Annotated in this window: 16 protein-coding genes; 9 read left to right on the forward strand and 7 right to left on the reverse strand. The window is 72.8% G+C overall.

Features of this window, described 5'->3' with window-relative positions; genetic code table 11:
- Position 1 precedes the first annotated feature (1 nt).
- Genes ACI2L3_RS15350 through ACI2L3_RS15365 form a run of 4 tightly spaced genes read left to right on the forward strand, consistent with a single transcriptional unit; the run spans position 2 to position 4,110 of the window.
- Positions 2–763, forward strand: a complete 762-nt coding sequence (locus ACI2L3_RS15350) for a (Fe-S)-binding protein (RefSeq protein WP_404752847.1) — start codon at positions 2–4, stop codon at positions 761–763.
- On the forward strand, positions 760–2,280 hold the full coding sequence (locus tag ACI2L3_RS15355; protein ID WP_404752848.1) for a LutB/LldF family L-lactate oxidation iron-sulfur protein: 1,521 nt from the start codon (positions 760–762) through the stop codon (positions 2,278–2,280). The genes ACI2L3_RS15350 and ACI2L3_RS15355 overlap by 4 nt, the downstream gene beginning before the upstream one ends.
- The gene (locus tag ACI2L3_RS15360) at positions 2,277–2,924 is read left to right on the forward strand and encodes a lactate utilization protein C (protein WP_404752849.1); all 648 of its coding nucleotides are present in this window, start codon (positions 2,277–2,279) and stop codon (positions 2,922–2,924) included. The genes ACI2L3_RS15355 and ACI2L3_RS15360 overlap by 4 nt, the downstream gene beginning before the upstream one ends.
- 22 nt (positions 2,925–2,946) lie before the next feature.
- Positions 2,947–4,110 carry an ABC transporter ATP-binding protein gene (locus ACI2L3_RS15365; RefSeq protein WP_404752850.1) on the forward strand — a complete coding sequence of 388 codons (1,164 nt, stop codon included), beginning with the start codon at positions 2,947–2,949 and terminating at the stop codon, positions 4,108–4,110.
- A 99-nt stretch (positions 4,111–4,209) separates the two neighbouring features.
- Here ACI2L3_RS15365 and ACI2L3_RS15370 read toward each other — a convergent pair whose 3' ends face one another.
- The 3 genes from ACI2L3_RS15370 to ACI2L3_RS15380 are packed head-to-tail and all read right to left on the reverse strand — an operon-like array spanning position 4,210 to position 6,535.
- Positions 4,210–5,175, reverse strand: coding sequence for an ABC transporter substrate-binding protein (locus ACI2L3_RS15370; protein ID WP_404752851.1), 966 nt, complete (start codon positions 5,173–5,175; stop codon positions 4,210–4,212).
- Positions 5,172–5,852, reverse strand: a complete 681-nt coding sequence (locus ACI2L3_RS15375; RefSeq protein WP_404752852.1) for an ABC transporter permease — start codon at positions 5,850–5,852, stop codon at positions 5,172–5,174. Before ACI2L3_RS15375 ends, ACI2L3_RS15370 begins: the two co-directional genes overlap by 4 nt.
- Positions 5,849–6,535 carry an ABC transporter permease gene (locus ACI2L3_RS15380; RefSeq protein ID WP_404752853.1) on the reverse strand — a complete coding sequence of 229 codons (687 nt, stop codon included), beginning with the start codon at positions 6,533–6,535 and terminating at the stop codon, positions 5,849–5,851. Before ACI2L3_RS15380 ends, ACI2L3_RS15375 begins: the two co-directional genes overlap by 4 nt.
- 330 nt (positions 6,536–6,865) lie before the next feature.
- On the opposite strand from ACI2L3_RS15380, the gene ACI2L3_RS15385 reads away from it, so the two are divergent.
- Positions 6,866–7,381, forward strand: a complete 516-nt coding sequence (locus ACI2L3_RS15385) for a hypothetical protein (protein ID WP_404752854.1) — start codon at positions 6,866–6,868, stop codon at positions 7,379–7,381.
- A gap of 195 nt (positions 7,382–7,576) precedes the next feature.
- A complete protein-coding gene (locus ACI2L3_RS15390; RefSeq protein ID WP_404752855.1) occupies positions 7,577–8,773 on the forward strand; it encodes an FAD-dependent oxidoreductase in 1,197 nt (398 codons plus the stop codon).
- Positions 8,774–8,822: 49 nt separating this feature from the next.
- Here the strand turns inward: ACI2L3_RS15390 and ACI2L3_RS15395 are convergent, their stop codons facing one another.
- A complete protein-coding gene (locus ACI2L3_RS15395) occupies positions 8,823–9,407 on the reverse strand; it encodes a TetR/AcrR family transcriptional regulator (RefSeq protein WP_404752856.1) in 585 nt (194 codons plus the stop codon).
- A gap of 144 nt (positions 9,408–9,551) precedes the next feature.
- Between ACI2L3_RS15395 and ACI2L3_RS15400 the strand changes: the two genes are divergently transcribed.
- The 3 genes from ACI2L3_RS15400 (at position 9,552) to ACI2L3_RS15410 (ending at position 12,073) form a co-directional block, all read left to right on the forward strand.
- On the forward strand, positions 9,552–10,394 hold the full coding sequence (locus ACI2L3_RS15400) for a class I SAM-dependent methyltransferase (RefSeq protein ID WP_404752857.1): 843 nt from the start codon (positions 9,552–9,554) through the stop codon (positions 10,392–10,394).
- Positions 10,395–10,839: 445 nt separating this feature from the next.
- Positions 10,840–11,292: a hypothetical protein gene (locus ACI2L3_RS15405; protein ID WP_404752858.1), complete on the forward strand. Its 453-nt coding sequence runs from the start codon at positions 10,840–10,842 to the stop codon at positions 11,290–11,292.
- A 109-nt stretch (positions 11,293–11,401) separates the two neighbouring features.
- A complete protein-coding gene (locus ACI2L3_RS15410) occupies positions 11,402–12,073 on the forward strand; it encodes a DUF3105 domain-containing protein (protein ID WP_404752859.1) in 672 nt (223 codons plus the stop codon).
- Positions 12,074–12,145: 72 nt separating this feature from the next.
- On the opposite strand, the gene ACI2L3_RS15415 is transcribed toward ACI2L3_RS15410, so the two are convergent.
- The 3 genes from ACI2L3_RS15415 to ACI2L3_RS15425 all read right to left on the reverse strand — a co-directional run bounded on the left by ACI2L3_RS15415 (position 12,146) and on the right by ACI2L3_RS15425 (position 15,550).
- Entirely contained in the window at positions 12,146–13,435 is a 1,290-nt protein-coding gene (locus ACI2L3_RS15415) for an MDR family MFS transporter (RefSeq protein ID WP_404752860.1), read from the reverse strand.
- Positions 13,432–14,589, reverse strand: a complete 1,158-nt coding sequence (locus ACI2L3_RS15420; protein ID WP_404752861.1) for a PLP-dependent cysteine synthase family protein — start codon at positions 14,587–14,589, stop codon at positions 13,432–13,434. The genes ACI2L3_RS15415 and ACI2L3_RS15420 overlap by 4 nt, the downstream gene beginning before the upstream one ends.
- A 607-nt stretch (positions 14,590–15,196) precedes the next feature.
- On the reverse strand, positions 15,197–15,550 hold the full coding sequence (locus tag ACI2L3_RS15425) for a hypothetical protein (RefSeq protein WP_404752862.1): 354 nt from the start codon (positions 15,548–15,550) through the stop codon (positions 15,197–15,199).
- Between the last annotated feature and the right edge of the window lie 62 nt (positions 15,551–15,612).

Raw genomic sequence — 15,612 nt, forward strand, 5'->3', positions numbered from 1 at the left:
GATGCGTGTCGCCCTGTTCCTGACCTGTGTCAACGACACGCTGTATCCGGACACGGGCCGGTCAGTGGTGAAACTGCTGACCAGGCTGGGAGTCGACGTCGACTTCCCGATGGCGCAGACGTGCTGCGGGCAGGCGCACTACAACACCGGCTACCGCCACCAGGCAGAGCCGCTCGCCCGGCATTTCTCCGATGTATTCGGGTCGGATGCGTATGACGCGGTCGTGACGCCGTCCGGGTCGTGCGGGGCGATGGTGCGGGAGCTGTACCCGCGCATGGGCGAGCGGGCCCGCGCCGAGGGGCGCGGCGAAGGGCTCGCGCGCACGCTCGCCCCCGTGGTGCCCAAGACGTATGAACTGACGGAGTTCCTGGTGGACGTCCTCGGCGTCACGGACGTCGGCGCGTACTACCCGCACAAGGTGACGTACCACCCCACCTGCCACGGACTGCGTGCGCTCGGGCTCGGCGACCGGCCGACGCGGCTTCTCCGGGCGGTCAAGAGACTTGAGCTGGTGGAGCTGCCCGGCGCCGAGGAGTGCTGCGGCTTCGGCGGCACCTTCGCCGTGAAGAACTCCGATGTCTCGGCGGCGATGGGCGCCGACAAGGTGCGCCACGCAGAGTCGACCGGCGCCGAGGTGCTGTGCGCGGCGGACAACTCGTGTCTGATGCACATCGGCGGCACGATGGCCCGGCTGCGTACGGCCGTGCGCCCCGTCCACATCGCGGAGATCCTGGCGAGCACAGAAGAGGAGCCCCTGTCATGAGCGGTGGGACATCGGTCGGCAGTGGCGGCACCTTCGTCGGTATGCCCGCGTTCCCGAGGGCCGCGCGCGAGGCCGTCGGTGACGCGACACTGCGGGCCAACCTCCGGCACGCCACCCACACCATCCGGGACAAGCGGGCCCGCGCCGTCGCCGAGCTCGACGACTGGGCCGCGCTGCGCGAGGCGGGCCGGCAGATCAAGGACCACACACTGCGTCACCTGGACCACTACCTCGTCCAACTGGAGGAGGCGGTGACGGCGGCCGGCGGCACCGTCCACTGGGCCGCCGACGCCGACGAGGCCAACCGCATCGTGACCAGGCTCGTCCAGGAGACGGGCGAGACGGAGGTCGTCAAGGTCAAGTCGATGGCCACGCAGGAGATCGGCCTCAACGAAGCCCTCGAAGAGGCGGGCATCCACGCCTACGAGACCGACCTCGCCGAGCTCATCGTGCAGCTCGGCGACGACCGCCCCTCACACATCCTGGTCCCCGCCATCCACCGCAACCGCGGCGAGATCCGTGACATCTTCCGCAGCCGGATGGCCCGTTGGGGCCGCCCGGCTCCGGACGGGCTGACCGACACCCCGGCCGAGCTCGCCGAGGCGGCGCGCCTGCACCTTCGGGAGAAGTTCCTGCGCGCCAAGGTCGGCGTCTCCGGGGCGAACTTCATGGTCGCCGAGACCGGCACGATGGTCGTCGTGGAGTCGGAGGGCAACGGCCGGATGTGTCTGACCCTGCCCGAGACGCTGATCTCCGTCGTCGGCATCGAGAAGGTCGTCCCGGCCTGGCGCGACCTGGAGGTCTTCCTGCAGACACTCCCCCGTTCCTCCACGGCCGAGCGCATGAACCCGTACACCTCGATGTGGACCGGCACCGCCGACCAGGACGGCCCGAGCACCTTCCACCTGGTCCTGCTCGACAACGGCCGCACCGACACCCTCGCCGACGAGGTGGGCCGCCAGGCCCTGCGCTGCATCCGGTGTTCGGCGTGTCTCAACGTGTGCCCGGTGTACGAGCGGGCGGGCGGGCACGCGTACGGCTCGGTCTACCCCGGCCCGATCGGCGCGATCCTCAGCCCGCAGCTGCGGGGCACCCAGAGCGCGATCGATGCCTCCTTGCCGTACGCCTCCTCCCTCTGCGGCGCCTGCTACGAGGTGTGTCCGGTCGCCATCGACATCCCCGAGGTCCTCGTGCACCTGAGGGAGCGGGTCGTGCAGGGCGGTGCGGCGACGCGACACGGCAACAGGGTGACGTTGAAGCCCGCCAAGGGGCACGCGGTGGAGCGGGCGGCGATGCGCGCGGCGGGGTTGGCGTTCGCCCGTCCCGGTGCGCTGCGTGCGGGCCAGCGGCTGGCGGCACGCACCCGGTGGCTCCATCCGCGCACGCTCCCCGGGCCGGGGCGGGCCTGGAGCGCGACCCGTGACCTGCCGGAGGTTCCGGCGGAGCCGTTCCGCGACTGGTGGCAGCGCACCCGCGGCGGCACGACGGACGGCACGGCGGAGAGGAACGACAGGTGAGCAGCAGGGACCGGATTCTGGGCCGGGTGCGGCGGGCGCTCGCCGACGTACCGGCCGACGACCTGCCGTACGAGGCGGCGGTGCGCCGGGACTATGCCCGCGAGCACGGTGAGCGCACCCTCGACGAGACCGTCGAGCTGCTCGCGGAGAACCTCGCGGACTACCGGGCGATCGTGCACCGCGCCACCCGCGCGGAGCTCCCGACGACGCTCATGCGGCTGCTCGCCGAGCACGGCGCCCAAACGGTGCTGGTGCCGCCGGGGCTGCCGCACGGCTGGCCGGCCGAGGCGGATGCGGTGCGGATCCACGACCGGGCCGCGAACACGCCCCAGGAGCTGGACCGGGTCGACAGCGTCGTGACGGGCTGCGCGGTGGCCGTCGCCGAGACCGGCACGATCGTGCTCGACGGCTCCCCGGACCAGGGCCGCCGCCGCATCACCCTGGTGCCGGACCATCACATCTGTGTCGTACGGGTGCCCGAACAGGTCGTCGCCTCCGTGCCGCGGGCGCTCGAACGGCTGGACCCGGCCCGCCCGCTCACCTGGATCTCCGGGCCCTCCGCGACCAGCGACATCGAGTTGGACCGGGTCGAGGGCGTGCACGGCCCGCGCACCCTGGAGGTGGTGCTGATGAGCGGTGAGTGACGGGCGCGGCTAGCGTGAGGACATGATCCGGTTCGAGCAGGTGACCAAGCGCTATCCGGACGGCACGACGGCCGTGGACGACCTCTCCTTCGAGGTCGCCGAGGGCGAACTGGTCACCCTCGTCGGTCCCTCCGGCTGCGGCAAGACCACCACGATGATGATGGTGAACCGGCTCATCGAGCCGACGTCGGGCCGCATCCTCGTGAACGGGGAGGACATCGCCGGTGTCGACCCGGTGCGCCTGCGCCGCCGTATCGGCTATGTCATCCAGCAGGTCGGTCTCTTCCCGCACCGCACGATCCTCGACAACACGGCGACCGTTCCGGCTCTCATCGGGTGGAAGAAGGCGAAGGCGCGGGCCCGTGCGGCGGAGCTGCTCGACCTGGTGGGCCTGGATCCGAAGACGTACGGCTCCCGCTATCCCGAGCAGCTGTCGGGCGGCCAGCGTCAGCGCGTGGGGGTGGCGAGGGCGCTGGCCGCCGACCCGCCCGTGCTCCTGATGGACGAGCCCTTCGGTGCCGTCGACCCGGTGGTGCGGGAGCAGTTGCAGGACGAGTTCCTGCGGATGCAGGCGGCCGTGCGCAAGACGGTGCTGCTGGTCACGCACGACATCGAGGAGGCCGTCCGGCTCGGCGACCGGATCGCGGTGTACGGACAGGGGCGCATCGAGCAGTTCGACACGCCGGGGGCGGTGCTCGGGGCGCCGGAGACGCCGTACGTCGCCGAGTTCGTGGGCGCCGACCGCGGGCTGAAGCGGCTCTCCGTCACCGAGATCCAGACGGACGACCTGGAGGAGCCGCCGATCGCCCGCCTCGACGAGCCCGCCGCGCAGGCCGCCGCCCGGCTGCGCGCAGAGGAGGCGCGCTGGGCCGTCGTCCTGGACGCGGACGGCGATCTGCACGGCTGGGTGGGGCTCGACGAGGTCGCGCTGGCCGGCACCGGCGGCACGGTCGGTGACCTGGCGCACCGGATGAACTCGTGGGTGCCGGTCGGCGCGCCGCTCAAGCAGGCGTTCGGCGTGATGCTGCAGCACGACGCGGGCTGGGTCGCCGTTCTGGACGGCGCCCGCTTCCTCGGCGTCCTCACCCCGGCGAAGCTGCACGAGGCGCTGCGGCGCTCGGTGGACGCGGACGCGCAGGGTGTGGCGCGGGACGAGGTGGAGTTCGACTCGGTCGCCGACGCGTGAGCGCTCCGCTGGTGGGGCGGTTTCCTGTGTGCGGGCGGTTCTCTGTCTGCGGGCCGGTTGTGGCTGGGCGCGCAGTTCCCCGCGCCCCTGAAGGGGCGCTCAGAGCAGGCCCTTGTCCTCCAAGTACGCCCTTGCCACGTCCTGCGGCAGGCGGCGCCAGCTGTCCACCTGTTCGTTCATGGAGGCGAGGTCCTCGGTCGTCAGGACGGGGTTGAGGCGGCCCAGGGCGGCCGCGACGCCCTCACTTCCCGCACGGGAGCGGTTGACCACGGGCACGAGGTAGTCGGCGTTCTGGAGGTGCTTGTCGTCCTTGAGGAGCACCAGGCCGAAGTTGTCGAGGGTGGCGTCCGTCGACGTGGTGAGCACCATCTGGTCCTGGCCGCCCTGCACGGCCTTCTTGGCCTGGGTGGTGCCGACGCCCTTGGGGTCGACGCGGGTGATGTCGATGCCGTACACCTTCTTCAACCCGGGGGCGCAGTAGGGGCGTTGCACGCATTCGTCGCCCGCGGCGAGGCTCACCCGCAGGCCCGATCGGCCGAGGTCGCTGAGCGTCTTGAGCTTGTGCCGCTCGGCGTACGAGGCGGCGACGGCGAAGGCGTTCTGGTCGACGGCCTTGCCGGGGTCGAGGACGGTGAGACCGCGTGGCGCGGCGAGGCGGCGCAGGGCCTTCATGGTTCTGTCGAGGTCGGGTGAGCCCACGGGGGATGCGTCGGCGCCGTTCTTCTTGGCGTTGAGCCAGTCCGCGAAGGTCGCCGCGTACTCGGGGACGACGTCGATCTGGCCGGACTCGAGGGCGGGTTCGTAGAGCTCGCGGTTGGCGACGGAGAGGATGCGCGTGCCGTATCCCGCCTTCTTCAGGAGCAGCGCGTACATCTGGGCGAGCAGGTCGGACTCGGTGAAGCCGGCGGAGCCGACGACGAGGTTCTTGCTGTCGCCCGGTGGCGCGGTGACCTCGCCCCGGTTCTCCAGCGAGGGCCCGGTCGCGCAGCCGCCCACGAGGACGAGGAGAGCCGCCGCGAACCCTGTGCGCCGCTGCGTCCGGCGCTCGGCAGCACGCCGCTTCATCCGGTACTCCCCCGCCTGCGCGTCCAGCCCGGTGCGAGCCGTTCGGCCACCTCGAAGACTCCTTCGACGAGCAGCGCGAAGACGGCCACGAGGACGGCGCCCGCCACGACCTGCGGGGTGCTCGCCAGGTTGAAGCCCGCCGTGATGATCCGGCCGAGGCCGCCGCCACCCGCGAGAGCGGCGATGGTGGCGGTGGCGACGAGCTGCACGGCGGCGATGCGGACGCCGCTGAGCACCAGCGGGAGCGCGAGCGGCAGTTCGACGCGCCACAGCATCTGGCTCCCGGTCATCCCCATGCCGCGCGCCGCCTGCACGACGCTGCGGTCGACGCCGCGCATGCCGACGTACGCGTTGGTGAGCAGCGGCGGTACGGCGAACAGCACGAGCGCGACGACGGTCGGCCCGTCGCCCCACTTGCCGAGGGGCGTGAGGAGCAGCAGGACGAGGACCGCGAAGGTCGGCACGGCGCGTCCGACGTTGGAGATGTTGACGGCGAGCGCGCCGCCCTTGCCGAGGTGGCCGAGGACGAGGGCGACCGGCAGGGCGATGAGGCAGCTGAGCAGCAGACAGACGACGGTGAGGACGAGGTGCTGGGTGAGCCGGTGCCAGATGCCGTCGTCGCCGGCCCAGTGCGCGGAGTCGGTGAGCCACGTCCACGCGTCGCCGAGTGTGTTCATGGGCGGGCCGCCCTCGCTCTCTCCCAGGGGGTGAGGACGCGCTGCACGCCGAGCAGCAGCAGGTCGGCGGCGATCGCGATGACGACGCACAGCACGGACGCGGTGAGCACCTGTGCCTTGAAGTACGTGTTCATGCCCGTGTAGATGAGGTTGCCGAGCCCGCCGAAGCCGACGATCGCGCCGATGGTGACGAGGGAGACCGCGGAGACGGTGGCGATGCGGAGCCCGGCCATGGCGGCGGGCAGGGCGAGCGGCAGTTCGACGGTGAGCAGGAGGCGGATCGGGCCGTAGCCCATGCCGCGGGCGGCCTGCCGGGTGTCCTCGGGGACGGCGCGCAGCCCGGCGAGGATGTTCCGCACGAGCAGGGTGAGGGAGTAGAGGACGAGGCCCGCGACGACGAGCGACGCGGAGAGTCCGTACACCGGGAGCAGCAGCGAGAACATCGCGAGCGAGGGGATGGTGTAGAGGACGGTGGTGAGCGCGAGGACCGGTCCGGCGGCCCACCCCCAGCGGCGGGCGAGCACGGCCAGCGGCACCGCGACGACCAGCGCGATCAGGACGGAGAGGCTCGTCAGCTGCAGGTGCTGGACGACCGCGTCGAGCAGGATCTGGCGGCGGGTGCTCAGATACTCACCGCAGATCCATTCGTTGCGCGCGAGGCAGTCGTCGGGAGGCGCGGTCACTCGTCCATTCAAGGCGGAGACGCGGGGTGGCGGCGCGTTCTGGTGACCCGAGCGGGTCACCCGGCCACTGCCGCTCTCCTCCCGGCCCCAGGACGAACTCGACCCGCAGGGCAAATGTGAGGCGTCAACTCCCTTACGTGCAGGCTGAGTTGTTTCCCCGGACGGCCCGCGCCACGTGACAGCGGCGAGCTGACGCCGCATGATGGGTGAGTCATGGAGACTTCGGGACCGGCGCCTCGCTCTCGGTCGCACGGCGGCCGCGGGCCGGCCGCCGTGCGACCGACGGAGGGCGCGCGCCCGGGGGAGCTGGCGCGGTCCGTGGTGTTTTCCGTGGCGAGCGCCCTCCTCGCGGTGGCCGGATACCACTTCGCCTTCGGATCGACGGCCTCCTGGAACGTTCGGGCGGTGGCCGCCACCGTCCTGTTCTGCGCCGGGCAGGCCGCCACCTCCGCCTCACGGTGGTCCGAACCGGCGCACGGCGCGGACGCCCCGTCCGGCGGCATCCTGCGCGTCGCTCGGCGCGACGTCCAGCACAGCACCCGGCACGAGGCCCAGCGCGGCGCCCGACGCGTAACCCCACACGGCACCCGGCGAGAGACCCGGCACGGCGCCCGGCCCCGGCCAACCGCGGCCCACGCCCGCCTGGCGCGGATGCTGCGGCTCCTGTGGGCCGTTCTCGCGCGGCTGCTGCGACCCTTCCGCGCGTCGCTGCCCGTCGCGCTGCCGCGGCCGGCCCCGGTCCACCGCGCGAGGCGGCCGGTCCGCGCGCCCTCTCTCCCCCTCCTCCTCGCGGACGCGGTCGTACGGCGAGGTCCGCCCGCCCGGCCGCCGCTCGCCGCCGCCTGACGGTGCCGAAGCGCGTCACCCGCGCCGGCCACGCGGACGGGAGCGGCCCGGCATGCCCGACCGCCCGACTCCGCACCTTCCACAGCTGCTGATTCCGGCGCCGCCGCCCGAGCCCTGCCCGTAGAGAACACCGAGCACACCGAGCACACGGAGTACACGGAGCACGCGCCGGGGCGGCCGCCAGGAGGGACCCCCATGTCCAAGACCGTCGTCGTCATCGGCGCGGGCCCGTACGGCTTGTCCGCCGCCGCGCACCTGCGGGCCCGCGGTCTCACCGTCCGGACCTTCGGCGCCCCCGTGGCGAACTGGGCCCGGCGCATGCCCGCGGGCATGCTCCTGCGGACGCCGCCCGCCGCCTCCGCGCTCGCCACCCCGCGCGAGGGCTTCACTCTCCACGACTACTGCCGCGAGGCCGGGGAGCGCAGGCCGGGCGACCACGACCCGGTGCCGGTCGACCTGTTCATCCGGTACGGCGGGTGGTTCAGGGAGCGGCTGGTGCCGCGCGTCGAGGACGAGCGGGTGGCGATGGTCGACCGGGGCGCGGACGGCTTCCGCGTCAAGCTGTCCTCGGGTGAGGTGCTGCGGGCCCGCGCCGTGGTCGTGGCCACCGGCCTCACCGGCTTCGCCCGGCTGCCCGCGCCTCTCGCCGCGGCGGCGGCCGGTGGCCCGTCGGCCCTGGGCCGGATCTCGCACAGCTCCCAGCAGACCGATCCGGGCTCCTTCGCGGGGCGGAGCGTGACCGTCGTCGGGGCCGGGCAGTCCGCCCTGGAGAGCGCGGCGCTGCTCCACGAGGCGGGCGCCGACGTCCAGCTGCTCGCTCGGGGCACGCGCGTACGTTTCGACAGGACGCCGTCGTCCGGCCCGCGCCTGCAGCCCGACACCCCGGCGGGCCGGTCCTGGTCGCGGTACGGCCTCACCCGCCACCCGGCCGCCTTCCGTCGGCTGCCCGCGGCCGCGCGGCTGCGGCTCGCCGAGCGGGGGCTGCGGCCGGGCGGGGCGTGGTGGCTCAAGGAGCGGTTCGAGGGCAGAGTGCCCGTCCTCACGGAACGGCGGATCACGGCGGCGGAGGCGGACGGGGCCGGCGTCACCCTCCACACGGCGACGCCGGACGGCGGCACACACACCGTCAGGTCGGACCACGTCCTGGCCGCCACCGGCTATCGCGTCCATGTCGAGGCGCTGGACTTCCTCTCCCCCGAACTCCGTGGAGACCTCCTGCTGACCGGCGGATTCCCCGTCCTGGACAAGGGTTTCGCCACCAGTGTGCCGGGCCTGCACTTCACCGGACCGCCGGCGGCCGCGAGCTTCGGGCCCGCGCTGCGCTTCGTCAGCGGCACGTGGTTCGCGGGTCCGCGGCTCACGAAGTCCGTGGCGGCGTGCTGCGACGACTGAGGGCCTGCCCCCTGTACCTACCGCCTGCGCCCCGGTGCCCGGCGCACGCTCAGCGCGGCACGAGCAGGGCGACCAGATCCTCGACCTGTTCGCGGGGGTCCGGCGTCCCGGCCCAGCCGGTCATCAGGAGGTGGTGGACGGTTCCGACCAGGGCGAGCGCCGTCGTGGCGGTGTCGGTGCCGGCCGGCAGGCGGCCGAGCCGGAGCTCGGCGTCCAGGTAGGCGGCGAGCGCCTCCTGGATCGCGGCGAAGCCCGGTGCGCCCTGTGCCAGTGCGTCACGAATCCGCTGGGAGGTGGCGTTGCTGGTCATGGCGAGGCCGACGACTCCGGGGTCGAGCGAGTCCAGGAGCCCCAGCGCGACGTCGGTGAGGTTCGCGGCCACGGTGTCCTGGCCGGCCCGCCCGGGAAGTTCCTGCGCCGCTGCCGCGGTCCGCGCGAACCGGTCCAGCACGAGCTCGGCGACGAACGCGTCGACCCCGCCGAAGTGCGTGTGCAGTACCCCCTTGGCGCAGTCCGCCTCAGCGGTGACGGCCCGGCTGGTGAGCGCCGCGGCCCCGTCGCGGGCGACGATCCGCTCGGCGGCGCCGAAGAGCCGCTCACGAAGGTCCGGAATCGCGACTCCACGCGGTGACATGGCTTCCTCCTCGTACTCTCACCCACCCCATTGCCAGAATGGGCACCTGCCCATACTGTTTGGGCGAGCGCCCATTCTAACGCTGAGGGGCGCCTCATTCGCCATACGTTCGCCATGCGCGCGCCATTCATCAGGGGGCAGAGAATGCTGAACATCGTCAACACCGAGCAAGCACAGGCATGGAACGGTTACGAGGGGGACCACTGGGCCCGCCACCAGGACCGCTGGGACGCGGTGAACGAAGGTCTCAACTCCCCGCTCCTGGACGCCGCCTCCCCCGGTGGGAACGACCGCGTCCTGGACATCGGCTGCGGCGCCGGGCAGACGACCAGGCTCGCCGCGCGCCGGGCGAGCGGTGGCCACGCACTGGGGGTCGACCTGTCGGCACCGATGCTGGCGCGGGCCCGCGCCACCGCGCGGCAGGAGGGCATCGCCAACGTCTCCTTCGAGCAGGGCGACGCCCAGGTCCACGCGCTGGCGCCCGCCGCGTACGACGTCGCCATCAGCCGCTACGGCGTGCTGTTCTTCGCGGACCCGGTCGCGGGCTTCGCCAACATCGGGCGGGCGCTGCGCCCCGGCGGGCGCGCGGCGTTCATCTGCGGCGCGTATCCCGAGGCCAACGAATGGCTCCAGGCCTTCGCCGAACTCCGCGACCTGCTGCCCATCGGCGGCTTCGGCAAGCCCGGCGGCCCGGGAATGTTCGCCCTGGCGGACGCCGACAAAACGCGCGAGATCCTCTCCGCCGCCGGGTTCGAACACATCGGGACGACCCACGTGGAGGCGTACGGGACGTGGGGGCGGGACGCCGCCGACGCCGCGAGCTTCCTCCTCGACTCCGGCCCCGGACGCCACCTGACCGGCCAGGTCACCCCCGAGATCCGGGACCGCGCCCACCACCGCCTGACGGAGCTCCTGCGCCCCCACGAGCAGGCCGGCACCTTGCGCCTGCGCAGCGCGGCGCTGCTGGTGACAGCGGTACGGGGGTGAAGGCCGGGAGCCGCCCGCCGCGATCCGCCCCGCGCGCGGTGCCCCGCACCGCGAGCACGGCACCACACCGCGGGCACTGCTCTGCACCGCGATCGCCGCTCCACACCGCGAGCACGGCCCGCGTGGTGTGCACGGCACCGCACCGCGTCCACCGCTCCAGGCCGCGAGCACCACTTCCGCACCGGGTGCACCGCACACGCCACGTGCACCACCCCGCACCGCGAGCACCGCACCGCACCGCGAGCACCACCCCGCACCGGGTGCACCGCTCCGCACCGCGAGCACCACCCCGCACCGCGTGCACCGCACCACACCCCGAGCACCGCACCGCCCCGCGAGCACCGCTCCACACCCCGAGCACCGCTCCGCACCACCCCACACGGAGTAAGCCCCGGAACGGGGTGCCCATCGTCCTCGCAGTCGACGATCGCTACGATGCGCTGCGATGAGACAGACGACTCAGTGGTCCGGCGCCTCCCGGCACGCCTCGTGCCGCGTCGCGCCTACCGCTGCCCCCGTCTTTCTCACTCGCCTCAACTCCCTCACGCCCCTCATCGCCCTCACCTCCCTCCTCGCCGCGCTGTTCATCTGTCTCGGCCCTCTCCCGCACGGCGATGATCACCAGGGCGCCGGCCGCGCGACGGCCGTCGCTGGGACCGTGTCCCTCGACGAGCGCGTGCCGCGTGTGCGGGACTCCGACTGTCCGCCGGGCGAACGGCGTTGCGCGCCCGTCGCCCACGGTGTGCGGGCGGTGCTGACCCCCGGTGGTCCGTCGCTACCGGCCTGCGACCGGCCGGCCCCGTATCCCCAGGCGCTGTCGGTGCCGGGTCCCGCGGTCGAGCAGCCATCGGACCGTGGCTCTCCCGATCTCCACATGCTCCAGGTGCAGCGGACCTAGGCGGACCCCGGCAGGGCGGCCCGCCTCATCGGCATGCCCCCCCTGCCCCGGCATCCACCGACACCGCCACCACCGCCGTGCCACCGCGCGGCGGGGACAAGGAACACCCATGGCCAAGGCCAAGGCACACAAGCCGAACAAGAAGGCGGCCGCCGCCGAGCGCAGAGCCCGTATGGAAGAGATGCGCCGTGCGGAACAGGCGCGCGAGCGGCGGAACCGCATCATCACCGTCACCGTGAGCACGGTGATCGTGGCGGGGCTCATCGGCTTCGGCGCGTACGCCGTCGACCGTGCCAACGACAAGGAGGAGCAGAACTCCGCCGCCGCCAAGAAGCCCGTGCGGGGCGAAAAGACGTGGGACGCGAAGAAGCTGGGGCGTGACCACGTCACCAAGGCCGTCGACTATCCGATGACGCCGCCGGTCGGCGGCGACCACAACCAGGCCTGGATGACCTGCGACGCCACGGTCTACGAGAAGGCGATACCGAACGAGAACGCCGTGCACTCCCTCGAACACGGCGCGGTCTGGGTCACGTACAACGACAAGGCGCCCGCCGCTGACGTCAAGAAGCTGGGCGACAAGGTCTCGAAGACCCCGTACAGCCTGATGAGTCCGGTCGCGAAGCAGCGGAGTCCGATCATGCTGTCGGCCTGGGGGCACCAGCTGACCGTCGACAGCGCAGCGGACCCGCGGGTCGGCGAGTTCTTCAGCAAGTACGTGCAGGGCCCGCAGACCCCCGAGCCGGGTGCCGCGTGTTCCGGAGGGATCGACTCGGCGTGACGTGACGTGACGTGATCCGGGTCCGGCCGGCGCGCGGCGCCCAAGTCTGCGCGCCGGCCGGACCCTCTCAGATCAGACCGCCGCAGGCTGCGTGCCGGGGGCCGCGCGGGTCAGGCGCCCGGCGCGGTGCATTCCGTGCAGGGCCCCCGCGCAGCCGAGGCCGAGGAGGAGCAGCGCGAGCCAGGGCAGCGCCGACATCCCCGCTTCCCGGGCCGCGTCGAGGACGGCCCCTGTCAGCAAGTTGCCGACGGTGATGCCGACACCGCAGATGGTGTTGTAGAGGCCGTAGTGGGTGGCGACGAGCCGGTCCCCCGACAGCCGGACGATGGTGTCCATCTCGAAGGGGTACGCGATCATCGTGCCGAGCGCGAGCAGCAGCGCGGCCAGCGTCGGCGGCACGGCGGCGAGCAGCCACCGCCCGACGCCCCCGCCGGGCACCGGCAGCGCCGTCGCTGCCAGGAGCGGCACGAAGGCCAGCCCCATGCACAACAGCCCGCGCACCAAAGCCTGTCCCGGCGCCAGTCGCTCCTTGCACCAGGCCGTCACCCGTGTCTGCCCGAGGATGGTCGTGAGGCCGGACACCGCGAAGAGCAGCGCGACGGCGACGGTGCCGAACTGCCCGTCGCCGCCGAGCCGCCGCACTTCCAGGGGCAGCGCCAGATAGACCTGGAAGGTGAGGACGTACGAGCCGATCATCGCGGTCGAGAAGAGCAGGAAGGCGCGGTTGCGCACGATGCCGCGCCACTGCGTGACGACGCCGTCCACGGTGTTGTTGCCCGCGTCGTTTCCCCTGCGAGCGGGCAGCGCGCGGATCTGTACGACGCTCAGGAGCGCGAAGACCGCCGCCGAGACGAGGCAGGTGACCCTGAAGTCGACGCCGGTCAGCAGCATTCCGACGAGCGGGCCCAGCAGGATGCCCGCCTGGTAGAAGACGTTGAACAGCGCGAAGGCCTCCACGCGGCGCTCCCCCGCGTCGGCGGCGAGATAGGCCCGTACCGCGGGATTGAACAGCGCCCCGGCGAACCCGGTGGCCGCGGAGGCGATGAGCAGCGCCGGCACCGAGTCGACGAGGCCGAGCGTGGCGAAGCCGACGGTGCGCAGGACGCATCCGGCGACGATCAGCGGTTTGTAGCCGAACCGGTCGGCGAGGGTGCCGCCGACGAGGAACATGCCCTGCTGGCTGAAGTTGCGTACCCCTAGGACGAGTCCGACGAGCCAGCCGGCGAGGCCGAGCGTGCCGGACAGGTGCTGGGCGAGATACGGCATCAGCATGTAGAAGCCGAGGTTGATGGTGAACTGGTTGGCGAGGAGCAGCTGCACGCTCCGGTCGTACGAGCGGAACTGCTTGAGCGTGGTCTTCACCGGGCGTCCCCCTCCGCGGCGCCGGCCCTCTCCGCGGCGCCGGCCCTCTCCGCGGCGCCGGCCGCGTACGCCCGCCGGTCGGCGGCGAGGAGCGGGTCGTGGACGGTGGCGCAGCGGGTCCAGCGGGTGACTTCCTTCTCGTCGGGTCGGCCCACCACATCGGGTTCGGGTGCGGGTGGCCCGTTCAGCAGGCCGTGTTCGGCGCAGTACGTGTCGTCGTAGACGGTCTCCAGATAGCGCTGCGGTCCGTCGGGGAAGACCGCGACGACACGGGCGTCCCGCGGCAGCGTCCGGGCTAGCCAGCCCGCCACCAGCGCGACCGCGCCGACGCTCCAGCCCCCGGTCGCGTAGTGCGAGGTCGCCAACTGCCTGCACGCCCAGACGGATTCGGCCGGTGAGACCCAGTGCACCTCGCTGAAGTTCTCGTAGGCGACGTTGCGCGGATAGATGCTCGACCCCAGGCCGCGCATGAGCCGGGGCCGGGCGGGCTGGCCGAAGATGGTCGAGCCGACGGTGTCGACGCCGACCAGCCGCAGCCCGGGATAGAGCTGCCGCAGGACGCGGGAGATGCCCGCGGAGTGCCCTCCGGTGCCGACGCTGCACACGAGTACGTCGATGTGGCCGAGCTGCGCGGCGAGTTCGAGGGCGAGCGGGGTGTACGCGGTGACGTTGTCGGGGTTGCCGTACTGGTCGGGGCACCACGAGCCGGGGTGCTCCGCGAGGAGTTCGGCGACGCGCTCCCGGCGGGCCTGCTGCCAGCCTCCGGCGGGGTCCGGCTCGGGCACCGTGTCGACGGTGGCTCCGTACGCGGCGAGCAGCCGGACCATGGACGGTTCGAGGCCCGGGTCGGTGACGAGGGTGACCGGATGCCCGTAGACGGTCCCGGCCAGCGCGAGGCCGAGCCCGAGGGTGCCGCTGGTCGACTCGACGATGCGGCCTCCGGGTTTCAACTCGCCCCGCACCCGGGCGCGTTCGATCATGTACAGCCCGGGCCGGTCCTTGATGCCGCCCGGGTTGAACCCTTCCAGCTTGGCCCAGAAACCGCGCCCCGGCGGGGTGAAGGGCTGGGAGACGTGGAGGACGGGGGTGTTGCCGACGAGGCCGGGGAGGGTGGAGCCGAGAGGGGTGGGGTCTTGTGCGACGGGTGAGTGCATCTCTTCGCTTCTTCGCTCTCGTTCGAGGGGGGTGGACGCATACGAGGGGTCGCGTCGGCCCCTATATGCGCCACCGGCAGAGCGAGTCGAGTGCGGTACGGCCACCTCCCGGCACCGCTCTTCGCCCGTCCCTCCGGGTACTGCGGAGCGCGGAGGCACGCACGGTGTCCGCGGCCCGGGGCGCGGTGGTGAGCGGCAGCGGGAGCGGTAACAGTCGGGTGGACGACTGCACGACGGAGCCCGCACCGGAGCCGGGCTCGTGACAGTGGTCGGAAGGAGTATCGGTGTACACGTCCACGACCGCGTGGGCCGTGGCCGGTGAGTGAGGTGGTCCGTGATCGTGCGGGTGCCCGCCGAAGCAGGCGAGCACCGCGCACAGCAGCAGGGCGTACAGGGTGGTGCGGACGGACGACTGAGGCAGCACAGACGGAACAGACGGCACAGATCCTCCGCGCGACGACGGCAGCGGTAGAGGTAGCGGTACAGGTGGCGGCAGCGGCCCGGCCGAGGGGCCGGGCCCGGGAGGTGGGCAGAGCTCAGCAACATTCGTCGGGGGCAGTCCGTGGAAACGAAGGAGACGAACCGACCGGAAGCGCCCCGGTCCCGCCTAGATCCGCAGAATCGTGGAGTCGGCCGCGTGCGCTATCGGGACCACGAAGTCGCGCCCCGCGACGTGGTGGGCGCGTGTCGGGGCGGGCGCGCCGTCCCACCCCCGCGACCCGAGCGGGGAGAGGCAGGGCACGTCCACAGCCGGCCCCTGCGGCGGCTGCCCCAGGGCGCACTCCGCGACGGTGTGCTGCTGGGGGTGGTCGTGCCGATGACCCCCCGGCCCCTCACCCGCACGCGGACCGTCCGAAACCCCCGACGCCTCCACCACCGCCACCGCCACCGGCACGGCCCCGCTCTCGGCGGCGAGATGCCGGCTCGTGGCGTCGGGACCGATGACATGGGCGACCAGCAACGCGAAAAGGAAGAGGCCCAGCCCCACGGCCCGTCGCAGAACCGCTGTCGAGCGGCTCCGCC

Origin of the sequence: Streptomyces sp. NPDC029674 (genome assembly GCF_044903205.1) — a bacterium.
In the GTDB taxonomy this organism is placed as follows: Bacteria; Actinomycetota; Actinomycetes; order Streptomycetales; family Streptomycetaceae; genus Streptomyces.